A 23489-nucleotide genomic window follows, 5' to 3' on the forward strand; every position below is an offset into this window, starting at 1 on the left:
GCTTTTTATTTTGCCTTCTTGAAGGAGGTGATTAACGAAATGGAGGAAACGATAGTGTTTATAAACATCGAAACTTTGGATCTTGCGAGAACATATCTATTCGGCGGAGTGAAATTTTTGGACTTGCTCTTGCTGCTAAGCGTTATTGACGTTCTGACGGGTATCATCAAAGCGTGGAAAGTTGGCAAACTACGGAGTCGAACAGCATGGTTCGGTTACGTGCGGAAAATGCTTAGTTTTGTTGTCGTGATTGTTGCTAACATCATTGATCAGATCATGGGATTAAACGGAGTGCTGACCTTTGGGACAGTGCTTTTTTACATCGCCAATGAAGGGTTGTCTATCGTAGAGAACCTTGCACAGATCGGCGTGAAAATTCCGGCTTCCATTACAGACCGTCTTCATGTGATCGAGTCTGACAGCCAAAAAGAAGAAGAGGAAAAGAAAGCTGCTGAGTAATCTGGGGCTTTTTTCTATATAAAAACAAATTAAGGAGTAGATGAACAATGGTAAAAATCATTCAAGACTATATCTCAAAGAGCAATAAGAACCGCCCTGGCAACTATATGAAGCCGTTATACATCACTGTCCACAACACCGCAAATACAGCAAAAGGCGCAAATGCAGCGAGTCATGCAGCATTCGTAAAACGATCTAGTACAGGTGTAAGCTGGCATTACACTGTGGACGAAAATGTCATCTATCAGCACTTACCACTAAACGAAAACGGATGGCACGCAGGGGATGGCAGAGGCACGGGAAATATGAAGTCGATCGGCATTGAAATTTGTGAAAATAGTGATGGTAATTTTGAGAAAGCAGTCGAGAACGCTCAATGGTTAATTCGCCAGTTAATGCAGGATCAAGGGATTCCGTTGGCAAACGTTGTGCCGCATAAGCATTGGAGCGGGAAAGAATGTCCCCGCAAGCTGCTTAATCATTGGGACAGCTTCAAAGGCGGTATCGCCGTTGCTAACACAAGTAAAAAACCGACTGTGAAACCAACAAAAGCAGAACCTTCCAAAACAGCGGCTTCCAAGCCTGCTAAAAAGTCATATGACTTGCCAACAGGCATTTTAAAAGTAACAAAGCCTCTTACAAAGGGGGCAGGCGTAAAAGCTGTACAACAAGCCTTAGCGGCGGTATACTACTACCCCGATAAAGGCGCAAAAAATAACGGAATTGACGGCTACTATGGTCCAAAGACAGCGGATGCGGTCAAACGATTCCAATTGATGCATGGTCTTGCTGCCGATGGCATTTATGGTCCGAAGACTAAAGCAAAACTCGAAGCACTATTGAAGTAAACAGAGAAGCCCTTCCTTATTGGAAGGGCTTTTTTGTTTGTCGTAATTTCCATACTTTATTACTAATCCACCTTCACTATTCGGTTATTTGTAACTATGGAAATTACTGTATATTTTAAGTTATGCTTGATGGGATTAAAAAGGGGAGGGTTTGATTTGAATAAAAAATGGATAAAAAGAACATCTTTGTCCATTGTAGCTGCGCTTGGTATCTCCTGTACGCTTGGAGAGTTTGCAGATGCAAAAGAGAACAACAACACAACTAATCAGATAATACATAATACGACATCAGGTTCTTTTACTATGAACGATCCTGAATTATATAAAGGTGCGTTAGATCTTGGACTAACAGACAATGACATCTTTAAAATCGACAGTCTTTTTGACAAAGAAGATAAAGCCACAGTACATAATCCTATACTTGTTGTGATCGGTATAATTACAGGGATGACCGCAATTGTGGGGAGTGGATATGCTGCTGGTCGCTATATCGCCAATCAACTTTACAAGCGCAAGCAGTTGACGAAATCAACTTATAAAAAACACAGATGGGGTTTCAGAGCTGCATTAGTACCGGTAATAGGTATTGCTGCGACATTTGGCTTTGATGACTACTACATGGACATATGATTATGTTTGAATATATTTTGATTTTACTTATAGTTGCAACTTTGTTACTAACCGTCGTAGAGGTTTCAAAGATCAAGAAAGAAAATAAAAACCTCAAAAATGAAATTGAAGAGATAAAGAAAAACATTAAAAAATGAAACTTGTTGGCCGTCCATTCGGGCGGCTTTTTTTAATTACTTAAACCGCCATTCATTCTTCTCTTTATCCCATTCAAGTTCATTTCTTGATATAAGGTTCTTAACCGCCTTGCGGATTGCTGGCTCATCCTTACCCGTTTTTCGTTTAAGTTCATCCATCGAAGGGTTCTTGCGAAACCGACTCATATTGTAGATTATTCGATAAAGCTTCCTTTCAAGATCTGTCATGGTGTACCCTCCTACAATAAGAATGTACGTTCGATTATAAATGTAAATAAAAAACCCTTCAAGTCGAAGGGTTATCTTAAAGAAGATACTTTGTCAGTAATTATCATATGTTCTCCTGAACGTTCGTATGAGAATTTAGCTAATGTTTCATGTTTATCTATATAAGGAACTTTCCAAAATACAGCGATTTGGTTGACAGTATCAATTTCCGATCCAATCTTAGCAGCTAGGTCATCACTATACATTTGCACCATATTATAAGATGTTTGAGCAGAATTCTTTGCATCAAATGACAAGTGAACAAGAGCAATTAATTTATTCGGCTTATCCGATCCCATATCTTCATTAATTTCAATTTTTTCGATTGTGGCAGTAGTGTAATTATCTTCTACAATAGACTCAATATCATATTCCGCATCACTTTTGAGAGACTCCGATTCATCTTTTTCATCTGCTGCTTCTAACTCGTATGTTTCTTCGGAATCTGTTGCATTGTGTTTTGTCAGGAGACCATTTTCGATTTTGAAGCTAAGCTGGTCATCTTCAAAATATAATCGCGCTGACGAATCATTTTCAATTCCATTTTCTCCTTCGTATCCCCACATAAAATCATTATCGCCATCTATTTCTTCTGATATAGCGGAACCACCAACGATTTTTTTAACTTCTTCTGGTGTCATTCCTTCTTTTAATTGTTTATATTCTTCAGGAGTTATTGATGAAATTTTGTGACCTTCGTATTTCCAAACAAATGAATTCAAAAATGATATAGATAATAATATAAAAAGAGAAGAAAAAAATATATTCTTACCTGCTTTTCTTGATTTCGAGAAAATTAATAAGAGAAGGCCAAAGCCAATTCCTATAACCATTAGACCAGCGAATATTGAAATGAAAATATACATTTGGTTCCCCCTAAGGATAGGTACTTTTTGAATCAATAACCATTATATAACAATGGAGGTATTTGTGAATGATTTTCAACGAAATCTTCAATGTAGATGTTATAATTTATAAGAAAAACAAATAATTGGGGTGTGTTGCATGCACTTTCGCAAAGAAGCAGTTGGTGAAATCATCAAATATGACGACTACCCTTATAAAATTTATACAAGGGTTTCGACAGATCGAGACGAACAGATTAGTTCTAAGGAAAACCAGATAGATGTTTGTAGATATTGGATAGAACAAAATAACTTTGAATGGGATGACCGTTCTGTTTTGTTGGATGATGGTATCAGCGGAACCGTCCTTGAAGATAGGGCAGCCATGAAATACATTTTTTCATTGGCGGAAAAGAAAGAAATAAAAATGGTGATTTTTAAGTCCATCACACGTCTTGCCCGTGATTTAAAAGATGCGTTATACATCAGAGAGATTTTAGTGTCTAATGGGGTTCGTGTCGTTACACTCGAAGAAGACTACGACTCCCTTTACGAGAGTAAAGCGTCAATGAAATTTGAAATGTCTGCTCTGTTTGCGGAGCAGTTACCTAAGTCTATGTCAGTCAATATAAGTGGTGTACTTGCAGCAAAAGCAAGGCGTGGTGAACATTCTGGTCGAATACCCTACGGTTATATGAAAGAGGGAAAACACCTTGTAATTAACGAAAATGAAGCGCAAGTTATAAGATTAATTTTTCACCTTTATAATAACGAGGGACTAGGCCAGAAAAGAGTTACATATGCATTGCAAGAAAAGTGCAAAATTGGTGAAATACCTCCTCCCAGAACAACAAGAAACTGGCAGCTTACAACAGTTCAAACCATATTAAAAAACCCGATTTATTGTGGTGTGCACATTGCTAATAGACATACCACGATCAAAGTTGATGGCAGGAAAAAGTTTATAAGAAATCCACCTGAAAAATGGAACGTTTATGAAGACTTTTGCCCGCCGATTGTCTCAAGAGAAGAGTGGGAGAAAGCAAATAATAAACCAACAGTTAATAAAAAAACTAAATTCACACCGTGGAATGAGCTTAGACAACTGCTTATTTGCGGGAAATGCGGATCTAATATGGTCATTATCCAAACCAGCAGAGCCAAAAAAAACGGAGAGAAAACTTATTGGAAATATGTTAAATGCAGTAATTACAGGAGATCTGGTCCCGAAGGCTGTGTGAACCATGTTCCCATCACTTATGAAGAGGTCCGAGATTTAGTCATTGCGAATCTCATTGAATTCTCTAGGGATATATCACACGACTACAAAAAAAATGCATTTGAACAAAAAGAAAAACAAATAAAGTCTATCAAAGCAGAGTTGAAATCTCTAGAAGCGAAAAACAAAAGGTTGCTTGAACTTTATTTAGAAGATCAAATGATTACCAAATCAGAATTTCAAATGAAGCGAAATGACATTCAAGCTAAAATTGTTAAGCTTGAACAGAGTTTATTTTCCTTACAGCAAGTCCATGATGAGAAAAGTTCAATGATGGAAATGCAGGCGGTTTTACGAGAGCTTGAAGACAAAGAGAACGATTTGAAGCATGTGTTTGATAAGCTTATTGATCATATTGTTATCCATCCAAACGGGAAAATGAATTTTCATTATAGATTTAAATGATCCTGTAAGTTATACTCATTTGTAAAAGGTATGCATAACAAATGCCATGCAAAAGCTAGGAGTCAAAGGTCGTTCACAGGCCGTAGTCGAGCTTCTGCGTATGGGTGAGCTAGAGCTCTAACGTCAGCCGGTTTTCCTTCCGCACCAGGGAGGAGCCGGTTATTTCTATATCGTTTCCATGAGTCTCTTCTTGCAATTTCATTGAAAAACGAGGAAAATAGGAATGTACGTTTTAATCAAAGTGAGATGCTATAGTGAGGTATCAATGAAATGGAAACGAATGAGTCAGGCCATGTTGCAGAAATTGAAAAATCATTGCGCCATATTGCTGCAATCATTAAGCAAAAAGGTAGAGAAATTCTGAATCAATATACGATTACACCTCCTCAATTTGTGGGGCTTCAGTGGCTTTATGAATTCGGAGATATGACAATAGGTGAGCTATCACAAAAGATGTATTTGGCTTGCAGCACGACAACCGATTTAATTGATCGAATGGAAAAAAGTGAACTTGTTGAACGGGTGAAAGATCCGTCTGACCGCCGCGTGGTTCGCATTCATTTATTGCCTGAAGGTGAGCGGATCATTCAAGAAGTGATTGTCAAACGCCAAGAATACGTCAGTGAACTTCTAGGGGCTTTCTCAGAAGAAGAAGCCATCGTTTTCAACCAATCTTTAACGAAACTACAGCAGCAAATGAAAAGAAAATGAGGCGATTTTGTTGGATCAACCAATCGGCGTGATTGATTCCGGCGTAGGCGGTTTAACCGTTGCGAAGGAAATCATGAGACAACTGCCAAAAGAAAAGATTATTTATGTAGGCGACACAAAACGATGTCCATACGGCCCTCGAGCAGAAGAAGAGGTTCTTCAATATACATGGGAAATGGCGCACTACCTATTAAGACACCACCATATTAAAATGCTTGTCATTGCGTGTAACACTGCGACGGCGATAGCACTTGATGAAATTAAAGCAACACTTGATATCCCGGTCATTGGCGTAATCCAGCCCGGAGCCCGCACAGCGATCAAGGTCACAAACAATCAGCATATTGGCGTCATCGGCACAGTCAATACGATCAAAAGTGAGGCCTATAAAGAAGCACTGCTTTCTTTAAAAGCAGGACTAACTGTTCAAAGTTTGGCATGTCCATTGCTTGTGCCATTTGTGGAAAGTGGTACGTTTTTAGATCATGCAGCAGATGAAGTCGTAAAAGCTTCTCTTGAACCGATGAAAAAAACAGGCATTGATACGCTCATTCTTGGTTGCACGCACTACCCGATTTTAAAAGAACCGATTCAGCGCTTTATGGGCAGTGGCGTCAACATCATTTCTTCAGGAGACGAGACAGCGAGAGAAGCGAGCACAATTCTTTCATATAAAGGGCTGTTAAATGATTCGAAGGAAGAGCCTGTTCATACTTTTTATACAACAGGGCAGCAACAAAACTTTCAAAACATCGCTCAAGACTGGTTCGGCTACCTGCCAGGAAAGGTCGAAACGGTTTCGCTTGAACACGTATATCAGCAATAACCTACTTCTCATGGAAGTGGGTTATTTTTTTATGAAAAGGGTCTAATCCTCTGAGGGAGCTCGTATACATACTAGTACAAACCACTAGAGGAGGGTGAAGTATGCTGAAAAAAGGAACTACAGCAGCTGTTACGTGTATTGCGTCAGCCATGCTTTTATCAGGATGCGGATTGTTTCAAACAGACCAAGCGAAAACAGAGATTGATCCACCACAAAATGTCACGTTTGTGAAAGAAAATAAAGAAGAGAAACAAACAGCGAAAGAAGGAAAAGAAGAGAAGCAAGCAGATACCGTCATGAGAGAATTATATTTAATTGATAAAAATGGATATGTTGTCTCTCAATCCATTCCGCTGCCGAAAAACGAAGGAAGTGCGAAACAAACACTTGAATACCTCGTAGACGGGGGACCGATTTCTAACCTGATGCCAAATGGATTCAGAGCCGTGCTGCCGGCGGACACGAGCGTATCTGTCGATATTAAAGATGGCACTGCGGTTGTGGATTTCTCAAATGAATTCAAAAACTATAAAAAAGAAGACGAACAGCGCATTTTGCAATCGGTCACTTGGACATTAACGCAGTTTGATTCAGTAGCGAAAGTCAAATTAAAGATGAATGGCCATGAATTAAAAGAGATGCCTGTGAATGGGACGCCGATTTCAGATGATTTAAGCAGAGAGGACGGCATTAATATTCAGCACGAGGCTGCGGCTGATATGACATCGACAAAGCCTGTGACCGTCTACTATTTAGCTGAATCTGATGAACAGACGTACTATGTCCCGGTGACCAAAAGAGCACCAAAAGACGAGGATGATCCAATTACAGCAGCCATTGATGAGCTCGTCTCTGGGCCAAGCAAAACAAGCCAATTGCTGACAGACTTTGATCAAGATGTGAAGCTCAATGATGTCCCGAAAGTAAAAGACGGTCATGTGACACTTGATTTCAATGAATCCATTTTTGGCAGTGCAGATGAAAAGAAAAAAGTCATTTCACAAAAAGTTCTTGATAGCATTGTGCTGACATTAACAGAGCTGCCAGATGTGAAAAGCGTGTCTGTGAAGGTAAACGGAAAGGCAGAGCTTGTGAACGAAAAAGGAACAGAACTCACAAAGCCAGTTTCAAGACCAGAACAAGTGAATACAGGTAGTTTTTAACGTCACACATTGATATAATGGAGAAAAAGAGGCATGCACATTCGCTGCCTCTTTTTTATTCCAAGCGATTAGAACGGATCGAGGTTGTCAAAGTTAATAGGAGAACCCCGCTGACACCCGCGCGGAATGTATATTGTAACGGAGGTAAAACATGAGATTAGATGAAAGACAATACGACGAATTAAGAAAAATTGAAATACAGGCAGGCTACATCACGCACCCAGAAGGCTCTGTCTTAATCTCAGCGGGAAATACGAAGGTGATTTGTAACGCATCTATCGAGGACCGCGTACCTCCTTTTTTAAGAGGAGAAGGAAAAGGCTGGATTACAGCAGAATATAGCATGCTTCCAAGAGCAACGGCTCAAAGAACGATAAGAGAATCATCTAAAGGAAAAGTCACAGGACGTACAATGGAGATCCAGCGTTTAATTGGACGAGCTCTGCGCGCAGTCGTTGACTTAGAAAAGCTTGGTGAGCGCACCATTTGGATTGATTGTGATGTCATTCAAGCAGACGGCGGAACACGCACAGCATCTATTACAGGTGCATTTGTGGCCATGACACTAGCGATTCAAAAGCTTCAATCAGCCGGCGTTTTGAAAGAAAATCCGATCACTGATTATTTAGCCGCAATATCCGTCGGAATTGATTCTAAACAGGGACTTCTGTTAGATTTAAATTATGAAGAAGATTCTTCAGCTGAAGTGGATATGAATGTCATCATGACAGGCGCTGGACGCTTTGTTGAACTTCAAGGTACTGGCGAAGAAGCGACATTCTCAAGAGAACAACTAAACGGACTGCTTGATTTAGCCGAAAAAGGCATCAAAGAATTAATTGAAAAGCAAAAAGCAGTGACAGGAGAAGTTATCGAATAAAGAGAAGGGTTTGATCAGGATGAAAACTGCCATCATCGCAACGCACAATGCGGGCAAAGCGAAAGAATTCAAAGCCATTCTTGAGCCAAAAGGATTCACGGTCAAAACACTAGCGGACATCGGATTTACGGAAGAGATTGAAGAAACAGGACATACCTTTGAAGAAAATGCGATCATCAAAGCCGAGGCCATTCAAGCCAAAGCAGGTGAAATGGTGATTGCAGACGACTCGGGTCTGTCGATTGATTACCTTGGCGGAAAACCTGGCGTCTATTCAGCGAGGTACGCAGGCGAGCATAAAGACGATGCCGAGAACGTGGAAAAGGTGCTGAATGAGCTGCGAGGCATTGAAAAAGAAGACCGCACTGCTAGATTCAGATGTGCCCTGGCTGTCAGTATAACGGGGAAAGAAACAAAAACGGTAGAAGGATCAGTAGAAGGCTTTATCGCAGAAGAACCGATCGGCGAAAACGGCTTCGGATACGACCCAATTTTCATCGTCAAAGACAAAGACCAGACGATGGCCGAGTTATCACCAGAGGAAAAAAACAAGATCAGCCATCGAGCGGTCGCGCTTCAAAAGCTTTCATCACTGCTAGACGCAAATGAATAAGGGGGAATGAAGCCATGAAGATACTCATCATTAGTGACAGTCATGGACTCACAGACGAACTTCAAACCATTGCCAAACGGCATGCGGCTGAAGTGGACATGATGATTCACTGCGGAGATTCAGAACTCGAAACGAACCACCCAGCACTCGAAGGATACAAAGTCGTCAAAGGAAATTGTGACTTTATGGGCGATTTTGAAGAAGAACTCCTGCTCCCACTCGACGGAGGCGGAAAACTATTTCTCACTCACGGACATCTGCATGGCATCAAACAATCCTTGCTCCAAGTCTACTACCGTGCAGAAGAGCTAGGCGCAGACATTATCTGCTTTGGCCACTCGCACATCCCTGGCAGTGAACTGCTAAGAGGAAAACTGCTCATTAACCCAGGCAGCGTGCACCTGCCAAGAGTGCGCAAAGAGCGCAGCTATGCTATACTGACACTAGATGGAAGCGAAGCAAACGTACAGTTTTTCACGGACGAAGGTCACGTCATACAAGACCTCGAAAACACTGTCACATTGGAAGGTATTTCATAAGGGTGCAGCATTTGCCCCTTATGAAAAAACTTTCGAAAAACCGTTGACTTTAAAGAACAATAGTAATATAATAAATCTTGTCGCTGAGGTAATACACCAAAGCACACTACATAACAACATGTCCCAGTAGCTCAGCAGGATAGAGCAACGGCCTTCTAAGCCGTCGGTCGGGAGTTCGAATCTCTCCTGGGACGTATCGTAAATGGGCGTCAAAGCCCGTCATAACACGCTTTCTACTCGTTAAATGAAACGGTCAATGTATCGGTCAATTTTAAAAATCGACGCAATTTTGAACCGATTTCATTAACGATGTAGGAGGCGTTTTTTGTTGACAAAAAATCCTATTTTCATAATTGATTAGTTCACTCTTAAGCATACAAAAACGGAAGATAAAGTGGCAAAATTATTATCTAAAAGGCTTTATTTTTATTACACAACAATAAAAAAAATATTTGATATATTTTTTGGAAAATTGATATTAGTTATTAAACAAAAATTACATTTTTTTAAGAATTTTAAAAGCATCTTTTTGTTTCTTTGAAGATTGTGATCAATTGGAGCAAGATAGTTTTTATTTGTTCAATAATTGGAAGAAATAAAAACTATCATACAGCGAAGTGCGCTTATTAGAAAAAACGGTTTTTAAACCTAGTGTGAAAGTATGCATGTCTAAACCTTGAAAACTCCTGAGTCCATTCTTAAAAGTGTGTTTAAGAAGAGACAGATTATTATTTAAAACTGTATCTGCACTGAGACAGTTTGATATCCTAAATGATCGTTAAAGGAGCAATTTTTCTTTCTGATCAGGATTACAATAAACACAATTATATCAAAAAACATTATAGCACTCATTCTCGAAGAAATAACTTCACTGGCATCTTCCATTTCATATTTGTTTACTTAACAAGAGTTAGTCTAATTAGTAGTCTTTTCACTTATGTTTTTTCCATTCGCTTTGAAAATCATCGTAACTCCCGATGTCACAAAATTCTATTGAGAAGTGTTTCTTAGAATGTTTATAGACAATAACAGAATCAATACCGAGAACTTGCAGATATTCAAAATTTAATAGCTCTCCCGGCTTTAAATTTAATACTTTGCGAAGCATCCACTCACCTAAATCTTTGTTCGGATTTGACATTAATGCTTTGCTATTATCCTGACAAACCTTTGCGGATAGCAGAGATTTATCTGGCAATCTTAAATTAAAGGGGTCATCTCTCTTAGGGAAAAAAGTGGGGAACGCGTCATGAATCCACTTCGGAATCGGAATGTATACCTCATCATAATGACGGGACCTACCGCTAGCATTCCACTGATTTAGACCACTTTTCTCAGGTACGTGACGTTTGTTACCACGGTCTGAGAATAGTGGCAAAATTACATAGCTTATAAAATCAGGTTTAGAGATTTCTTTTTTGTCCTGATAATCAAGGTCTTCTTTCACTAAACCTAATAGTTCCACTTCTACTGTATTATTACCGATTAACGATGTAGGTTCGTAGGCTCCAGCTTTTGATGAAACGACATTGACTAATTTGGATAAGATAGTGTATGGATTTTCAAGGATATCAACATCAATTTCTACCAAAGGCTGTACCGTGTTAAAACGTTTATATAAAGTACTTTTAGTAATGTTGAAGCTGTACTCGTTAATTCCGTCCTCGAACGTAATAGTGTTCTTGTTACTTAAGCTAACATTTCGAATATGATCAATATTAATTTTATCCATAGTGAATTCAAATACTAAGATTTTTCCTGGCTTTCTCGTTACGCAGTGATAAATCATAGAGCTTAACTCATAAGTACGCATTGTAAAATCAATACGTTCATTACGTAGCAAAGCTACAGTATTTATCAACTCTTTTGGCATTTTATTTCGATAAAGTTCTGCATCTTTATTGAACTCTGCAACTTTTTGAAGTGTTCGGCCATTCCCATGAATAAAAGTTTTTATGCCAACACCGATGCCCTCTAATGAAGCATCAGCAGAACAATCAGATCTACCTAAATTATCGGCACCGAAAGCTTCACAATAGGCGTTCTCGACATTTCTTGATACAATATAGGGAGAAGTATTATCCGAAAAAAGATTAGACAGTGCACCAGCAGACATTAACATGTTTATATACAACTTCTGCTTTTCGGCTGATTGCGTGTTAAATAACATAATTTTTCTACCTCCGTTATTTTAAATCATCTTTTAACCCTAAAAGATAGTCCGCTGACACTTCTAGTTTTTCTGCGATGTGTTTTAAAACCTCCGCAGAGGGTATTCTTTTGTTACTTTCATAGAGGGACCAAGTGCTAGGTGCAACGTTGCATAACTTAGAAGCCTGTTTTGAGTTCAATCCTTTTAATTCTCTTGCATTCTGTATACGGTCTCCTAAAAATATGACCAAAACTTCCCACCTCCTTGCTGGTATATAGTATCACCTTGAATATGATAAATGATCACAAGTTTGCTTAAAGTGAATTTTTTATTTTCTTTTAGTAAACTTGGCACTTAAATATGAGATCTTATTTAATTCTTTTTTATGATGTGATAAAATGTGATTACATTAGTGAAACTAGTGTTCGTAGGAGGTTATTTTATTGACTTATAAAGTAGGGAGTATGTTTGCTGGTATTGGTGGAACTTGTTTAGGTTTTAAGCAAGCCGGTGCTGATATTGTTTGGGCAAATGAAATGGATAAAAATGCTTGTATAACATATAGGGAAAATTTCGGTGAGGATTATTTGAAAGAAGGAAACATATTAGAGGTTGATAAGACCGCTATTCCAAAGCTTGATATATTAATTGGTGGATTTCCTTGCCAAGCCTTTTCAATAGCAGGATATCGAAAAGGTTTTGAAGATGAAAGGGGAAATGTTTTTTTTCAGATTATTGAAGTGTTAAAAGCCCAAGAAAAGGTCCATGGAGAATTACCAAAAGCAATAATGCTAGAAAACGTTAAAAACTTAAAATCTCATGATAAAGGCAATACTTATAAAATTATAAAAGAAGCCTTAGAGGCATTTGGTTATACAGTAAAATCTGAAATTTTGAATTCTATGGAACACGGGAATGTCCCTCAGAATAGAGAGCGAATTTTCATTGTCGGGTTTCAAGATGCTGGACAAGCAGAACGTTTTGAATTTCCTGATAAAATACCTTTAACTAACCATCTTAATAATATAATCGATAGAAATAATAAATTAGAAGATAAATATTATTATACTGATGCTTCGCAGTATTATCCAATGTTACAAGAAGCTATGCATAATACAGAAACAACATATCAGTTAAGACGCGTCTATGTTCGGGAAAATAGACGTAATGTTGCACCGACCCTCACTGCTAATATGGGAACTGGGGGTCACAATGTACCACTGATACTTGATTATCAAAATAATATTAGAAAATTGACTCCAGAAGAGTGTTTGCTTTTGCAAGGATTTCCTAAAGATTTTACATTTCCTGCAAAGATGGCTAACGGACCTAAATACAAGCAAGCGGGAAATTCTGTAACAGTTCCTGTCATAAAAAGAGTTGCAACTAACATTATTAAAGTTCTAGATAAAGAGAAAGTTATGAACAACATAGATTTTTAAAAGAATACAGTCTTTTTAAAGAGTTATTTCAACTTGTAGACTTTGTCTACAAGTTTTTTTGTTTAATAATTGACCAATCCCGTGTTGAATATGTTAGAGAAAACGTCAAGATGAAAAAAAACAAATGGAACTAATACATTGAAAATGATCTAATGTTAAATAAATGATTGATTTTTACTTTTAATAATCTTGTTAAATATTATTAAACGACAGACGAGTGTTCGCGTTAAATGTCTCTATGATTCAAAGCCAAATTATAAACAAATAAAAACTGAAATTGGATATTTTTTTGGAAAAAAATTCTAGGGGTATTTAGGAGAAGAAATGAAGAAAAGATCATTAACTGGTCAATCTTCTTCATTTGTTCTATTTATTTCGTACGAGGTTCTTTTTTTGCAAGACAACTTACTATAAAAAATTCAGGATTTAAATTTTATTACTCCTTATTACCGGTGGCTATGTAATAAAATGTGAATTATTCCAATTCACGAAGTAAAAAGTATGCGAAAACGTTTCAATGAATGATCACTTGTACAACATTAATCCAACAAACCTACTATTATTAATATGGAGAGACAAAAAGCAATCAGAAGGCGAGCAATTACTTGCTAAGTAGGGTATATCGAGATCACAAAGAGGCAAGTCGTTGCCTGTGATTCTTTTGTTTCAGAGGGGATCAATCTTTTACCAAGAAAATTGCTCTAGGGAAATATCCTATTCTTCTTATTATGAAGCAGTTGAAAAACGGTGACGAACGTGTCGCCTATGCGATTATCAATTACACAAACCAGCAAGCAATAGAGTGGGAGCTTGCCACTAGAGCAGTACAGGAACTAAAAAGACGAGTTCTTCGAGGAATAACGGGTATGGGCTGTTTCATGGATGCTGAGGCTGCATTATATTTATAAGCTTATGAGGATAAGCGCTATAAAGAGGACAGTGATTTTTATTTTTATGAGGAATTTGCAGAAGCGCTTGAGCAAAACTACAAGCACACTTGGGACTGGCTTGTCACCCGTTTTCATGACAAGGTGGACATTGCCATGTTTACAACAGGCTTCGATGATGGGATGTATTCAAGCTTTTGGGGGCTGGATGAAAACGGGGATCCTGCTTGTCTTGTGACGGATTTTCTTATAGTGGACTGATGAGAAACCCATGAAACTATGGGTTTTTTTATTTGTTTCTGAATATCGTGTCTTTATAGAAATCGTGAAGGAGATAAAGTTGAAATAAATAAAAGTTGAACGGAAGAAAAATAGATAAACATACAACGATTAGTGAATCGGTATTAGATAATAAAGTGTTAAATTATTAAAAATATAACAAAAGTATGAAGAAAGTCATGAAAAAACCGATAAATGTTGAGTACACAATTTTAAGGAGTGATTTTCTTGAAAAGATTAGGATTAATATTCTTCCTATTAATCTCGTCATTAATTTATCCGTTACATTCAGTAAAAGCAGACACAGTAGAATGGAAAGAACAAGCAGATTTGCCAGAGGCACGTGTTGGTGCTAGTAGTGGCGTAGTTGACGGCAAGATATATATCATAGGAGGTCAGGGGCCAACTCAACGACAAGGTGCAGATCAAACTTTTGTTTATGATCCTGAGAAAAATGAATGGTCAAGTAAAACATCAATGCCAACTCCTAGATATGGGGCTGCTACGGCAATTTTAAATGACCAAATATATGTCATAGGTGGAATGTCTACAGATGGAGTAGTAAAGACAGTAGAAGTTTATAATACTAAAAATGATTCGTGGGAAAAGCTTGAAGATATTCCGTTGGAAACAAAAGTCTCACCATATAGAATATATGCGAGCAGTGTAAAAGGGAAAATTTTAGTTGTCGCAAAAGAGGGTAACTATCAAATGAAAACATACAGCTATGACCTAGACACGAAAAAATGGGAAAAGAAAAGTTCTTTAGATTATATTGTGACTGCCGGAACGTTAAATGAGATAGATGGTAAGTTATATTTATCTGGAGGGACAGAGGCTTTAAATAAAATGATCGGTGAATACGATCCTGACACAGATACGTGGATGAAAAAGCAAGGTGGTTGGTCAGCGGGGTATTATGCGACAGCTGTTTACAATAATAAAGTTTTACTTACAGGTGGAACTGCTAGATTATCGGTACATGATGTAATTTTAGGAACAAGGTATAGCGTTCAAACACCTAAAACCTTTTATAGAAAGGGACACTCCGCTGCTATTGTCAATGATAATCTTTATATCATTGGGGGAGAAGAAAACACAAATGGTGATATGCCTCGCGCAAGAGAAAAATTTAAATCTGTCATATCACTTTCTCTAAAAGACGCATTACCTCAAGAAAACAACACAGAAACCCCAGGCGACAAAGACCCAGAACCAACCACACCACCAAAAGACGATAAAACAGATGAAGACGGCGATGCTCTTCTCATCATCACAATGGTCAATGGTTTGCAAAAAGAGTATGACCTTTCAATGAAAGAAGTCAACGCCTTTCTATCCTGGTACAAAAAACGTGATGCCGGCGAAGGTCCTGGGTTTTATGAAATTGACGAGCATGACAACAACAAAGGCCCTTTTGAAAGCAAAAAGGACTATGTGGTATTCAACAACATTCTCATGTTCGAAGTGAATAAATATAAAAAGTAAATAACATCAAAGCCATCTAGTCTAACTAGATGGCTTTTGCGTTTATTCGACAGCTTTCACCAATTTTAAGGCAAATTTAAGCTTCTATTTCATTTCAATTACATTAAATCTTTGTTACAATAAGACAGCTTTGCCTGAAGACACGTTCATACTTTGGACATCTTTTTTTCATCAATTCTTAAAATTTTTATGTTTTGATATGAAACTCTTTTGATGATCCATGCGTCTTTATAAGTGTCAAAAGAAAAGAGGTTATCAATATGCTATTCAAAAAGCTATCAGAAAATAAGTCTGTAAAATGGATAGGATATACAAGCTTTTACTTACTTATTTTGCTATTATTGTTCTTTATTTACGGATTCCATACAGCAAATACGGGATCATTCATTTACAACGATTTTTAATTGGAGATTAAACTATGAAACTATTACACACGATTCATGAATACCAACAAACGAAACCGACACAGCCAGCATTTGTTTCTCAACATGCTTCGATCACATATGATGAGCTTTGGCGTCTATCAGACCAAATGGCTGGTGCGATCGATGCAGTCGCAGCTGGCAGTGAACCTGTCATTGTCTACGGTCATATGGAGCCAGAGATGCTGATTTCTTTCTTAGGTACTGTGAAATCAGGCAGACCCTATATTCCGGTCGATATCTCAATACCTGTCGAGCGCATCGTCTCAATCATTGAAAGCTCAAAAGCCAGTCTATTGATATGTGCAAATGAGCAGAATGTATTAGATGTAGAAGAACATATTGAAGTGAAGAGTGCGGCATCGCTTTTAGCACTTGAAAAAGAAGCACCCCCATCCACGCAGTGGGTTCAACAAGATGATGTTTTCTACATTATTTACACGTCTGGCAGTACCGGAAAACCGAAAGGCGTTCAGGTAACAGCCAATAATTTAGAAAGTTTTACAGAGTGGATGTGCCGCGATTTCCCAATTGGTGAGGGGCGCACGTTCTTAAATCAAGCGCCGTTTTCTTTTGACTTATCAGTGATGGATCTCTATCCAACGCTTCAATCAGGCGGCACGCTTTACTGTTTAGTGAAAGATCTTGTGAATAAGCCGAAGGATATGTTTGCAGCGCTTGGTCAATCTGACGTTGAAGTGTGGACATCCACACCTTCCTTTGTGCAAATGTGCTTAATGGATCCTTCCTTTACAGGGGAGCTTTTACCAAAGCTAAACGTTTTCCTTTTCTGCGGTGAGGCACTTCCTGTCTCTGTAGCAAGTGCGCTTCTTGAGCGTTTTCCTAAGGCGCAGGTCTTTAATACGTATGGTCCAACTGAAGCAACTGTTGCGATTACATCGATTGAAGTCACGCAGGAGATTCTTGATCAGCACGATTCTTTACCAGTGGGTTATGCCAAACCGGATACAGATATCGTCATTTTAGATGAAGAAGGCAAGACACTCCCTGATGGGGAAAAAGGGGAAATTGTCATCGTGGGGCCAAGCGTCACGAGAGGCTACTTAGGTGAACAAGCCTTAACGGATAAAGTGTTCTTTGAATACGAAGGACGCCCTGCTTACCGCACAGGTGACGCAGGTGTGGCGCAGGATGGTTTGATTACGTGCCACGGTCGTCTGGACTATCAAATTAAGCTACATGGATACCGAATGGAGCTTGAAGAAATTGAATATCATGTAAGCGAGACAACCTATGTCAATGCTTGTGTGATTGTGCCGTTTCAGCCAAACGGGCATGTGGAGTACTTAATTGCAGCAATTGTCCCAACTGAGCATTCCTTTGAAAAAGAATATCAGCTGACAAGTGCGATTAAGAAAGAAATGGCGGATTCACTGCCTGCGTACATGATTCCAAGAAAGTTTGTCTATCTTGAGCAGCTGTACATGACGCCAAACGGGAAGGTTGACCGTAAAAGAATCGCGAAAGAGGTTCTTCTATGATTCCGTTTAGTTCATTCTTTTTCTTCATTCTAATTGGTATTCTTCTTTTGCCGACGATGATTCTTGGTCTTCGCGGCAAAAGAATGCAGGGCTACAACATGTTTGCAACGGTTGTGGCACTCGCGCTTATTTTCTCAAAGGATGCACATGGCGCTTTGTTGCTGTTCTTGTTCACAGTATGGCAAGTCTTGATTATCCGCCTATATCTTGCGTACCGGTTGAAGGCGAACAGGGCGTCTGTCTTCTATATGGCAGTGGTGGCATCTATTTTGCCGCTTGTACTATCAAAGGTTTTACCGTTCTTTTTAACTCATCAGCCGCATCAACCGCCACCAATGAACTGGCTGAGCTTTTTAGGGATCTCGTACTTAACATTTAAAGGTGTTCAGTTGATTATCGAGACGAGAGACGGCTTGATTAAAAAGAAAATCCCGATTCACCGTTTGGTCTATTTCATCGTCTTTTTCCCGACGATTTCGTCAGGTCCAATTGACCGTTACCGCCGGTTTGAAAAGGATATGGATACACCGCCTGAAAAAGAAGTGTACAGTGATCTTTTATATGCAGGGATTCATAAAATTTTTATTGGGTTCTTATATAAGTTCATTATTGGTTATCTCATTCACACATATATTCTGATGAATATTCACCACATTAGCAGCAGTCACTTTGTTCAACAGTTAACGTATATGTATGCGTACAGTATGTATTTGTTCTTTGACTTTGCTGGATATACAGCATTTGCTGTAGGTGTGAGTTATATCATGGGTATTAAATCACCAGAAAACTTTAATAAACCGTTTATCAGCCGTAATATTAAAGACTTCTGGAATCGCTGGCACATGTCGCTATCCTTCTGGTTCAGAGATTATGTGTTTATGAGATTTGTGTTCTTTATGACAAAGAAGAAGTGGATCAAGAACCGGATGGCTGTATCAAATATTGGGTACTTTGTCCTCTTTCTATTGATGGGTGCTTGGCATGGTCTCGCCCTTCAATATATTATTTACGGACTATACCATGCAGTTGTGATGTCCGGTTACAATTTATTTGAGAAGTGGAATAAAAAGCACAAGTGGTGGCCGGATAATAAGGTCACAATGGTTGTATCGATCATTATTACATTCCACGTCATTTGTTTCGGTTTTTATATTTTTTCAGGAAAACCATTTCATCATTAATGGATAAGGGAGTAGAAAATTATGGAATTTAAAAATCAAGTATACGGTATTATTGCAGAGGTTTGTCAGGATGACGTTGTGAAAGAAAATCCAGAGATTGCGATTTTTGAAGAAGGTCTTCTTGATTCATTTGGTACAGTTGAATTGCTCATGGCAATTGAAAGTCAGCTAGGAATTATGGTTCCAATTACAGAATTTGATCGTGATGTGTGGGATACACCGAATCACATTGCTGAGCAGCTGGCAGAGATGAAGTAATGAAAAAGCGTTTTTTTGGGCCGCTTATTTTAGCGGCTGTTCTATTCATTGGTGTTCTTCTTGTACCAAATGCATGGCTCTCACATCTGATCCCAAAAGACAAATTACAAAAGTCAGCCACAGAATTAGATCCAGGGATGTTCCAAGGGCTTTATTTACAAGATGAAATGCTAAAAGATCCAACTTATTTGCCGATCTATGGATCTTCTGAACTATCACGTTTTGATCCATATCACCCTTCGAATTTCTTTCATGAAAATCCTCAAGGGTTTACACCTTATCTTGTTGGAAAAGGTGGATCGCAATCATTAATTCATGCCATGAACTTTGCAGCGCATATGGATGAATTAAAAGGGAAAAAGCTTGTGTTTATCGTGTCCCCGCAGTGGTTTGTCAAATGGGGATCAGACGAGAATCACTTTGCTCCTAACTATTCAGCGCTTCAGGCGCTTGATCTCGCTTATAATAAAGAAATTGATCCAGCTGTTAAAAAAGAGCTCATCAAAAGAATCATGAAGTTTAAGGCAGTAAAGAACGACATGGTCATCACAGAGCTTTTTAAAGCAGAGCTTTCTGGGAACAAATTCGCCTATGGCGCGATTTCTCCTATTGCAAAAATGTATTATGGCATGCTTCAAAAGAAAGACATGTACTATACGATCGGGTCTGGGCATGAGCGCAAGCTTCGTCCGTCTCCTTCAGTGAAAGGGAAAACATGGACTGAGCTTGAAAAAGAAGCGAGCGTCTTAGGATCTGAAAAAGCAGGGGACAACCCGTTTTATATTGATCAGAGACTGTTTGACCGCAAGCTGAAGCCGATCATGAAAAAGATGAAGGATTCTCGTCGCGACAATTCTTATGCAGAATCACCTGAATATAAAGATTTCCAGATCATGCTGGATATTTTAAAACAGGCAGGGGCGAAGCCTTTATTTGTGACGATTCCCGTCAACGGAAAATGGTATGATTACACTGGTTTTCCGAAAGAGGGACGTACAGATTATTATCAAAAAATCAATCGTCAAATTCGAGATAACGGGTATGAAGTCGCAGATTTGACTTCGCATGAGTATGACCCATATTTCTTTAAGGATACGATTCATGTGTCGTATAAAGGATGGGTATACATCGATAAGGCGATCGAAAAGTTTTACAAAGAGCAGTAGATTGCAGCAGCTTTCTGCTGCTTTTTGTTTGTCGAATGAGTGGATTTCTTGTATAAATAAGGTGGAAGGGCTATGCTGAATATGGAGGCGATACGATGAATCGTTCTGAGAAAAAAGAACTATTAAAGCGTTCAAAAAAGCATTTTAATGATCATGCCTTTTGGGAAAAGTTAAAAAAGACGGCACAAAAAGCTGGAGTTTCTCTTGTCTATGCTGTGTTATTACTTTATTATACATTGCAAAAACCCGAAGTACCGGTTAAAGCGAAAACCCTCATCATTGGGGCGCTAGGGTACTTTATCCTTCCGATTGATCTGATCCCTGATACATTGGTGGGGATCGGCTACACAGATGATCTAGGCGCCATCACATTTGCTCTGCTTCAAGTGGCAATGTACATTGATGACGATGTCAAAGGAAAAGCGAAAGACAGGCTGGGAAAATGGTTCGGTGAAAAAAGCGATACGTCTTTCATTGATCAAAAGCTTGAAGATGGAGGTATGCCGTCTGCTTAAAGAAAAGCCTCTTAAACGGAGGCTTCAGCGTGTAGACAAACCCTCGTATTCTTTGTCAGTCCTGCGCTTCGGTGCTCGTTCTTCCTAGACTTCAAGGGTTTTCAACTACGCTGAAAAAAAGACAAAGGGCTAAAATAAAGTTCATTTTAGCCCTTTGTCAACAATCTAATGCCTCCTAAACGGAGGCTTTTTTCATTACCCTAAAAATTTCACGCAAACCGGATGCGGAACGGTGATGTCTGATTGTAAGACAGTGAGTCGACCGGTTTCTTTGTCACGTTTGTATAACACAAGGTTGCTAGATTCTTGGTTTGAACCAACGAGAAATTCTTCTGTTGGATCAAGGACAAAGTCTCTAGGCCAATTTCCTTCAGATGAAGCAATTTCAACGAGGCTTAGTTTGCCGTCATGATCTGCTTTGAAAATGGCAATGCTGTCATGTCCACGATTTCCTGCATACACAAATTGACCGTCAGAAGACACATGAATGGCGCTGCCTTGATTATTCTCTGTGAAGTCATTAGGAATGGTTGCGATCGTTTGGATCTCTTCGAAATGACCATCTTCAAAGTAACGAAGTACAATGACCTCTGAGCTGAGCTCTGTCATGACATATGCCACAGGTTTCGTTGGGTGGAATGTGATATGACGAGGGCCGCTGCCTGGTTTTGTTTCAAATGTATGGGCAAGCTCAAGTTTGCCGTTTTCTTTCTTATACGTATAAATACCGTCTGTGCCAAGGTCAACAGCCACCGCAAATTGTTCATCAGGCGTCAAACCCATAAAGTGGGTGTGCGGTTTTTCTTGACGGTCTTCGTTTGGTCCAGTGCCTTCATGCTGCGCCTGTGACAGTGTGCGGATCACTGAGCCGTTTTCAGCATCAATTTCATACATCTCTGCTGTTCCTTTATGATAGTTTGCTGTAAACGCCGTTTTCGTTTGGCTGTCCACGCTGACGTGACAAGGAGAAGCCCCATCGGCAAGCTCTTGGTTGATGAAACGAAGTGCGCCGGTGTCGGCATCAATTTGATACGCAGCAAGACCGCCCTGTGCTCCTTCTTTCACAACAGCATACACAAACTTTTGAGAATCTGAGACAGTTAAATATGTAGGATTTTCAAGTTCTGCAGCCACTTCTACTTGTTCAATCTGCTGCTTGTCCGTATTTAAAGTAAAAGAATAGATTCCTTTGCTGTCTCCCTTTGTATACGTTCCGATATAACCTCTGATGTTAGCCATGTATTGCCCTCCTTCTATTAGATGCTCTCATTCTATCACAAATTCATAGGAAAACGCTTTAGAAAGGCATGCTGAAGGAAAAAACAAACGCAATGAAATCTCACAATATTCTTCAAAAACCGTGTGAAAAAATATCACAAAAGCTTGTTCAAAAGAAAACCGTTCATGTAGAGTAAATAAATTGAAGAAAAAATACAAAAAATTTTAGGTTTTTTCATTCCTTGTCTAGCAAAGGTGTAAGCGTATACATTTTATTTTGATTAGTCTAAATTGTCTAATAATTTTAAAAATGCTGTTGACACTGTATGGAAAGGGGCGTAAGATGGGTTCAACAAAAGCAAACAAACACGAAAGAGCAAGCGTGAGACACTTCAAAATAAAGTGTCTGAAAATTCAACTACTTTTTGTTTGAAAGAGAGGGTGCTCACTGAAGATGGAAGACCAAAAGGAACAGTGGATCTTTTTAAACGATGAACTCGTGAAAAAAGAGGATGCGAAAATTTCAGTTTATGATCATGGCTTCTTATATGGTGACGGTGTGTTCGAAGGAATACGTGTATATAACGGAAATATCTTTCGAATGAAAGAACACTTAGATCGCCTGTATGATTCCGCTAGATCCATTATGCTGAACATTCCATATTCACTTGAGGAGCTCACTGAAAAAATGATTCATACAGTTGAAAGGAACGGCCTAAAAGATGCCTATATCCGCCTTGTTGTCTCAAGAGGAGCCGGTGATCTTGGCTTAGATCCAAACAACTGCGGGAGAGCCAACACAGTGATCATTGTAGAGCCGCTGGCCATCTTTCCAAAGCACCTATATGAAACAGGTATTGATATTGTGACAGTACCAACGAGACGAAATCGTCCTGACGTATTGAGTCCGAAAGTGAAATCATTAAACTATTTGAATAACATTCTTGTCCGAATTGAAGCCCATATGGCCGGTGTCAGTGAAGCGCTCATGCTGAACGATCAAGGGTATGTGGCTGAAGGTTCAGCGGACAACGTGTTTATTTATAAAAAAGGCAAGCTTTATACACCGCCAGGTTATATCGGCGCACTTGAAGGCATCACAAGAAATGCCATCATGGAAATCGCAGAAGACTTAGGCTACGAAGTGAAAGAAGAACCTTTCACAAGGCATGATGTGTATACAGCTGAAGAAGTCTTCCTGACAGGAACCGCTGCCGAAGTCATCGCTGTTGTAAAAGTTGACGGCCGTATCATTGGCGAAGGAAAACCGGGGTTCCACACAAATAAACTTCTTGAACAATTCCGCAAGCGAGTCGTTGAAGAAGGAGAAAAAGTAGTCTTTACCGATGAAAACATTCACGCAAGCTAAATAGATAT

General features: G+C 39.0%; 24 protein-coding genes, 1 tRNA gene and 2 pseudogenes. 22 read left to right on the plus strand and 5 right to left on the minus strand.

Going from position 1 to position 23489, the window contains the following annotated elements:
- The first annotated feature begins 39 nt into the window (after window positions 1–39).
- From ES896_RS06930 to ES896_RS06940, 3 genes are all read left to right on the plus strand, one after another.
- Window positions 40–459 carry a phage holin family protein gene (locus ES896_RS06930; RefSeq protein WP_135226634.1) on the plus strand — a complete coding sequence of 140 codons (420 nt, stop codon included), beginning with the start codon at window positions 40–42 and terminating at the stop codon, window positions 457–459.
- 47 nt (window positions 460–506) lie between these two features.
- Window positions 507–1307, plus strand: coding sequence for a peptidoglycan recognition protein family protein (locus tag ES896_RS06935; protein ID WP_135226635.1), 801 nt, complete (start codon window positions 507–509; stop codon window positions 1305–1307).
- Between the two features lie 156 nt (window positions 1308–1463).
- Window positions 1464–1937 (plus strand): hypothetical protein, encoded by a 474-nt coding sequence (locus ES896_RS06940; protein ID WP_135226636.1) that lies wholly within the window; start codon window positions 1464–1466, stop codon window positions 1935–1937.
- A 173-nt stretch (window positions 1938–2110) separates the two neighbouring features.
- Here the strand turns inward: ES896_RS06940 and ES896_RS06945 are convergent, their stop codons facing one another.
- Complete coding sequence (locus tag ES896_RS06945) at window positions 2111–2302, minus strand: helix-turn-helix domain-containing protein (protein ID WP_135226637.1); 192 nt, start codon at window positions 2300–2302, stop codon at window positions 2111–2113.
- 71 nt (window positions 2303–2373) lie between these two features.
- Window positions 2374–3207, minus strand: a complete 834-nt coding sequence (locus ES896_RS06950) for a hypothetical protein (protein ID WP_135226638.1) — start codon at window positions 3205–3207, stop codon at window positions 2374–2376.
- Window positions 3208–3346: 139 nt separating this feature from the next.
- Here ES896_RS06950 and ES896_RS06955 point away from each other — a divergent pair, with 139 nt between their 5' ends.
- The 9 genes and pseudogenes from ES896_RS06955 (at window position 3347) to ES896_RS06995 (ending at window position 9796) form a co-directional block, all read left to right on the plus strand.
- On the plus strand, window positions 3347–4870 hold the full coding sequence (locus ES896_RS06955; protein ID WP_135226639.1) for a recombinase family protein: 1524 nt from the start codon (window positions 3347–3349) through the stop codon (window positions 4868–4870).
- A gap of 34 nt (window positions 4871–4904) precedes the next feature.
- Window positions 4905–4991: pseudogene (gerE, locus tag ES896_RS06960) on the plus strand (spore germination transcription factor GerE); the annotation flags it as partial.
- A 149-nt stretch (window positions 4992–5140) separates the two neighbouring features.
- Window positions 5141–5581 carry a MarR family winged helix-turn-helix transcriptional regulator gene (locus ES896_RS06965; protein ID WP_007501606.1) on the plus strand — a complete coding sequence of 147 codons (441 nt, stop codon included), beginning with the start codon at window positions 5141–5143 and terminating at the stop codon, window positions 5579–5581.
- A gap of 7 nt (window positions 5582–5588) precedes the next feature.
- Entirely contained in the window at window positions 5589–6407 is an 819-nt protein-coding gene (gene racE, locus ES896_RS06970; protein ID WP_113747108.1) for a glutamate racemase, read from the plus strand.
- Window positions 6408–6508: 101 nt separating this feature from the next.
- Window positions 6509–7570, plus strand: a complete 1062-nt coding sequence (locus ES896_RS06975) for a GerMN domain-containing protein (RefSeq protein WP_048003339.1) — start codon at window positions 6509–6511, stop codon at window positions 7568–7570.
- Window positions 7571–7721: 151 nt separating this feature from the next.
- Window positions 7722–8450 (plus strand): ribonuclease PH, encoded by a 729-nt coding sequence (gene rph / locus ES896_RS06980; RefSeq protein ID WP_024718627.1) that lies wholly within the window; start codon window positions 7722–7724, stop codon window positions 8448–8450.
- A gap of 10 nt (window positions 8451–8460) precedes the next feature.
- Complete coding sequence (locus ES896_RS06985) at window positions 8461–9063, plus strand: XTP/dITP diphosphatase (protein WP_167764451.1); 603 nt, start codon at window positions 8461–8463, stop codon at window positions 9061–9063.
- A gap of 14 nt (window positions 9064–9077) precedes the next feature.
- Window positions 9078–9602 (plus strand): YfcE family phosphodiesterase, encoded by a 525-nt coding sequence (locus ES896_RS06990; protein WP_008345914.1) that lies wholly within the window; start codon window positions 9078–9080, stop codon window positions 9600–9602.
- A gap of 120 nt (window positions 9603–9722) precedes the next feature.
- Window positions 9723–9796 (plus strand) — tRNA-Arg (locus ES896_RS06995).
- 737 nt (window positions 9797–10533) lie between these two features.
- Here ES896_RS06995 and ES896_RS07000 read toward each other — a convergent pair.
- On the minus strand, window positions 10534–11772 hold the full coding sequence (locus ES896_RS07000) for a phospholipase D-like domain-containing protein (RefSeq protein ID WP_135226640.1): 1239 nt from the start codon (window positions 11770–11772) through the stop codon (window positions 10534–10536).
- Window positions 11773–11788: 16 nt separating this feature from the next.
- Window positions 11789–12004 (minus strand): helix-turn-helix domain-containing protein, encoded by a 216-nt coding sequence (locus ES896_RS07005; RefSeq protein WP_135226641.1) that lies wholly within the window; start codon window positions 12002–12004, stop codon window positions 11789–11791.
- Window positions 12005–12191: 187 nt separating this feature from the next.
- Here ES896_RS07005 and ES896_RS07010 point away from each other — a divergent pair, with 187 nt between their 5' ends.
- The 9 genes and pseudogenes from ES896_RS07010 to ES896_RS07055 all read left to right on the plus strand — a co-directional run bounded on the left by ES896_RS07010 (window position 12192) and on the right by ES896_RS07055 (window position 20894).
- Window positions 12192–13196: a DNA cytosine methyltransferase gene (locus tag ES896_RS07010; protein ID WP_202734720.1), complete on the plus strand. Its 1005-nt coding sequence runs from the start codon at window positions 12192–12194 to the stop codon at window positions 13194–13196.
- Between the two features lie 689 nt (window positions 13197–13885).
- Window positions 13886–14344 (plus strand): annotated as a pseudogene (locus ES896_RS20285) (DUF4241 domain-containing protein); the annotation flags it as partial.
- Between the two features lie 237 nt (window positions 14345–14581).
- A complete protein-coding gene (locus ES896_RS07025) occupies window positions 14582–15850 on the plus strand; it encodes a Kelch repeat-containing protein (protein WP_234922823.1) in 1269 nt (422 codons plus the stop codon).
- Window positions 15851–16104: 254 nt separating this feature from the next.
- A complete protein-coding gene (locus tag ES896_RS07030) occupies window positions 16105–16254 on the plus strand; it encodes a teichoic acid D-Ala incorporation-associated protein DltX (protein ID WP_024427820.1) in 150 nt (49 codons plus the stop codon).
- A gap of 14 nt (window positions 16255–16268) precedes the next feature.
- The gene (gene dltA, locus ES896_RS07035; protein ID WP_058213893.1) at window positions 16269–17774 is read left to right on the plus strand and encodes a D-alanine--poly(phosphoribitol) ligase subunit DltA; all 1506 of its coding nucleotides are present in this window, start codon (window positions 16269–16271) and stop codon (window positions 17772–17774) included.
- Window positions 17771–18955: a D-alanyl-lipoteichoic acid biosynthesis protein DltB gene (dltB, locus tag ES896_RS07040; RefSeq protein WP_019744116.1), complete on the plus strand. Its 1185-nt coding sequence runs from the start codon at window positions 17771–17773 to the stop codon at window positions 18953–18955. Before dltA ends, dltB begins: the two co-directional genes overlap by 4 nt.
- Window positions 18956–18976: 21 nt before the next feature.
- Window positions 18977–19213 (plus strand): D-alanine--poly(phosphoribitol) ligase subunit 2, encoded by a 237-nt coding sequence (gene dltC / locus ES896_RS07045; RefSeq protein WP_017367737.1) that lies wholly within the window; start codon window positions 18977–18979, stop codon window positions 19211–19213.
- Window positions 19213–20379, plus strand: coding sequence for a D-alanyl-lipoteichoic acid biosynthesis protein DltD (gene dltD / locus ES896_RS07050; RefSeq protein WP_017358151.1), 1167 nt, complete (start codon window positions 19213–19215; stop codon window positions 20377–20379). The genes dltC and dltD overlap by 1 nt, the downstream gene beginning before the upstream one ends.
- Before the next feature lie 95 nt (window positions 20380–20474).
- Complete coding sequence (locus ES896_RS07055; protein WP_008342863.1) at window positions 20475–20894, plus strand: YkvA family protein; 420 nt, start codon at window positions 20475–20477, stop codon at window positions 20892–20894.
- 195 nt (window positions 20895–21089) lie between these two features.
- On the opposite strand, the gene ES896_RS07060 is transcribed toward ES896_RS07055, so the two are convergent.
- Window positions 21090–22133, minus strand: coding sequence for a lactonase family protein (locus ES896_RS07060; protein WP_008342861.1), 1044 nt, complete (start codon window positions 22131–22133; stop codon window positions 21090–21092).
- Between the two features lie 433 nt (window positions 22134–22566).
- On the opposite strand from ES896_RS07060, the gene ilvE reads away from it, so the two are divergent.
- The gene (gene ilvE, locus ES896_RS07065) at window positions 22567–23481 is read left to right on the plus strand and encodes a branched-chain-amino-acid transaminase (protein WP_008342856.1); all 915 of its coding nucleotides are present in this window, start codon (window positions 22567–22569) and stop codon (window positions 23479–23481) included.
- The last annotated feature ends 8 nt before the right edge of the window (window positions 23482–23489 follow it).

Origin of the sequence: Bacillus sp. 005/A4HT-01/001 (genome assembly GCF_004634445.1) — a bacterium.
Classification (GTDB): domain Bacteria; phylum Bacillota; class Bacilli; order Bacillales; family Bacillaceae; genus Bacillus; species Bacillus altitudinis.

Excerpts from the sequence above, each read along its gene's own strand:
- dltA (WP_058213893.1), top strand. The coding sequence starts at position 16,269 with ATGAAACTATTACACACGATTCATGAATACCAACAAACGAAACCGACA.
- ES896_RS07060 (WP_008342861.1), bottom strand. The coding sequence starts at position 22,133 with ATGGCTAACATCAGAGGTTATATCGGAACGTATACAAAGGGAGACAGC.
- ES896_RS06935 (WP_135226635.1), top strand. The coding sequence starts at position 507 with ATGGTAAAAATCATTCAAGACTATATCTCAAAGAGCAATAAGAACCGC.
- ES896_RS06945 (WP_135226637.1), bottom strand. The coding sequence starts at position 2,302 with ATGACAGATCTTGAAAGGAAGCTTTATCGAATAATCTACAATATGAGT.
- ES896_RS06975 (WP_048003339.1), top strand. The coding sequence starts at position 6,509 with ATGCTGAAAAAAGGAACTACAGCAGCTGTTACGTGTATTGCGTCAGCC.
- ES896_RS06950 (WP_135226638.1), bottom strand. The coding sequence starts at position 3,207 with ATGTATATTTTCATTTCAATATTCGCTGGTCTAATGGTTATAGGAATT.
- ilvE (WP_008342856.1), top strand. The coding sequence starts at position 22,567 with ATGGAAGACCAAAAGGAACAGTGGATCTTTTTAAACGATGAACTCGTG.
- ES896_RS06990 (WP_008345914.1), top strand. The coding sequence starts at position 9,078 with ATGAAGATACTCATCATTAGTGACAGTCATGGACTCACAGACGAACTT.
- dltC (WP_017367737.1), top strand. The coding sequence starts at position 18,977 with ATGGAATTTAAAAATCAAGTATACGGTATTATTGCAGAGGTTTGTCAG.
- ES896_RS06930 (WP_135226634.1), top strand. The coding sequence starts at position 40 with ATGGAGGAAACGATAGTGTTTATAAACATCGAAACTTTGGATCTTGCG.
- ES896_RS07055 (WP_008342863.1), top strand. The coding sequence starts at position 20,475 with ATGAATCGTTCTGAGAAAAAAGAACTATTAAAGCGTTCAAAAAAGCAT.
- rph (WP_024718627.1), top strand. The coding sequence starts at position 7,722 with ATGAGATTAGATGAAAGACAATACGACGAATTAAGAAAAATTGAAATA.
- ES896_RS07000 (WP_135226640.1), bottom strand. The coding sequence starts at position 11,772 with ATGTTATTTAACACGCAATCAGCCGAAAAGCAGAAGTTGTATATAAAC.
- ES896_RS06955 (WP_135226639.1), top strand. The coding sequence starts at position 3,347 with ATGCACTTTCGCAAAGAAGCAGTTGGTGAAATCATCAAATATGACGAC.
- dltB (WP_019744116.1), top strand. The coding sequence starts at position 17,771 with ATGATTCCGTTTAGTTCATTCTTTTTCTTCATTCTAATTGGTATTCTT.
- ES896_RS06965 (WP_007501606.1), top strand. The coding sequence starts at position 5,141 with ATGGAAACGAATGAGTCAGGCCATGTTGCAGAAATTGAAAAATCATTG.
- dltD (WP_017358151.1), top strand. The coding sequence starts at position 19,213 with ATGAAAAAGCGTTTTTTTGGGCCGCTTATTTTAGCGGCTGTTCTATTC.